Origin of the sequence: Bacteroides sp. RTP31139st1_H2_RTP31139_211217 (genome assembly GCF_040227615.1) — a bacterium.
GTDB lineage: Bacteria > Bacteroidota > Bacteroidia > Bacteroidales > Bacteroidaceae > Bacteroides > Bacteroides uniformis.
Genome location: NZ_JBCNZM010000002.1, coordinates 1 through 2,186, shown reverse-complemented (window position 1 = coordinate 2,186; position 2,186 = coordinate 1). Strand labels below are relative to the sequence as shown.

The window sequence follows — 2,186 nt, the reverse complement described above, 5'->3', positions numbered from 1 at the left end:
GTACCGGGTTGTCCCATTCGGAAATCCGCGGATCAAAGGTCATTTGCACCTACCCGCAGCTTATCGCAGCTTATCACGTCCTTCATCGCCTCCGAGAGCCAAGGCATCCGCCATGTGCCCTTACTTACTTTTTGTCTTACCGATCACGTATGGTCGATATATACTTTCAGCTTTTAACTTTACTTTTTTTTGGTCACATCATGTCAAAGAACGGTGTTTCAATTATAAAACAATAATCAAAACGGAGTGGAGAATAACGGATTCGAACCGTTGACCCCCTGCGTGCAAAGCAGGTGCTCTAGCCAGCTGAGCTAATCCCCCTTCTTATAAGTGGAAAACGGAAAGTGGAAAGTGGAAAATCCGGAGAGTTCCCGATTTTCAGTTTTCAATTTTCAGCTTTCAACTTTGAAGTAGTCCCAGGCAGAGTTGAACTGCCGACCTCTACATTATCAGTGTAGCGCTCTAACCAACTGAGCTATAGGACTGTCAGTCAAACCCTCGCCTTACGGCTCGGCTTCTACTTTTCTCGTATATTTTAATAAACAAGTACGCGCAGTACAAGAGGTTCTTATGGAAGCATAACTTCAAGAACCAACGATCGAGTCGAGACGTCACTCCAGAAAGGAGGTGTTCCAGCCGCACCTTCCGGTACGGCTACCTTGTTACGACTTAGCCCCAATCACCAGTTTTACCCTAGGGCGCTCCTTGCGGTTACGCACTTCAGGTACCCCCGGCTTTCATGGCTTGACGGGCGGTGTGTACAAGGCCCGGGAACGTATTCACCGCGCCGTGGCTGATGCGCGATTACTAGCGAATCCAGCTTCATGGAGTCGGGTTGCAGACTCCAATCCGAACTGAGAGAGGCTTTAGGGATTAGCATCACGTCGCCGTGTAGCTGCCTTCTGTACCCCCCATTGTAACACGTGTGTAGCCCCGGACGTAAGGGCCGTGCTGATTTGACGTCATCCCCACCTTCCTCACATCTTACGACGGCAGTCTCGACAGAGTCCCCAGCATCACCTGATGGTAACTATCGATAAGGGTTGCGCTCGTTATGGCACTTAAGCCGACACCTCACGGCACGAGCTGACGACAACCATGCAGCACCTTCACAACTGCCTTGCGGCTGACATGTCTCCACATCATTCAGTTGCAATTCAAGCCCGGGTAAGGTTCCTCGCGTATCATCGAATTAAACCACATGTTCCTCCGCTTGTGCGGGCCCCCGTCAATTCCTTTGAGTTTCACCGTTGCCGGCGTACTCCCCAGGTGGAATACTTAACGCTTTCGCTTGGCCGCTTACTGTATATCGCAAACAGCGAGTATTCATCGTTTACTGTGTGGACTACCAGGGTATCTAATCCTGTTTGATACCCACACTTTCGAGCATCAGCGTCAGTTACAGTCCAGCAAGCTGCCTTCGCAATCGGAGTTCTTCGTGATATCTAAGCATTTCACCGCTACACCACGAATTCCGCCTGCCTCTACTGTACTCAAGACACCCAGTATCAACTGCAATTTTACGGTTGAGCCGCAAACTTTCACAACTGACTTAAGCGTCCGCCTACGCTCCCTTTAAACCCAATAAATCCGGATAACGCTCGGATCCTCCGTATTACCGCGGCTGCTGGCACGGAGTTAGCCGATCCTTATTCATACGGTACATACAAAAAGGCACACGTGCCTCACTTTATTCCCGTATAAAAGAAGTTTACAACCCATAGGGCAGTCATCCTTCACGCTACTTGGCTGGTTCAGACTCTCGTCCATTGACCAATATTCCTCACTGCTGCCTCCCGTAGGAGTTTGGACCGTGTCTCAGTTCCAATGTGGGGGACCTTCCTCTCAGAACCCCTATCCATCGAAGGCTTGGTGGGCCGTTACCCCGCCAACAACCTAATGGAACGCATCCCCATCGATGACCGAAATTCTTTAATAGTTCCACCATGCGGAAGAACTATGCCATCGGGTATTAATCTTTCTTTCGAAAGGCTATCCCCGAGTCATCGGCAGGTTGGATACGTGTTACTCACCCGTGCGCCGGTCGCCATCAAACTTAGCAAGCTAAGTTCATGCTGCCCCTCGACTTGCATGTGTTAAGCCTGTAGCTAGCGTTCATCCTGAGCCAGGATCAAACTCTTCATTGTAAAAGTATCTTGACTGCGCAAATTAAAAATTAAAGTGCG

2 tRNA genes and 2 rRNA genes (1 of these 4 running past the window's edge) are annotated in these 2,186 nt (G+C 49.8%); all 4 read right to left on the bottom strand.

Going from position 1 to position 2,186, the window contains the following annotated elements:
- A 23S ribosomal RNA gene (locus tag ABUA47_RS00420) occupies positions 1 to 134 on the bottom strand (it extends 2,405 nt beyond the left edge of the window).
- A 113-nt stretch (positions 135 to 247) separates the two neighbouring features.
- Positions 248 to 321, bottom strand: a tRNA-Ala gene (locus ABUA47_RS00415).
- Positions 322 to 411: 90 nt separating this feature from the next.
- Positions 412 to 485 (bottom strand) — tRNA-Ile (locus ABUA47_RS00410).
- Positions 486 to 620: 135 nt separating this feature from the next.
- Positions 621 to 2,147, bottom strand: a 16S ribosomal RNA gene (locus ABUA47_RS00405).
- The 16S and 23S rRNA genes sit together here with 2 tRNA genes alongside, the layout of an rRNA operon.
- Positions 2,148 to 2,186 lie beyond the last annotated feature (39 nt).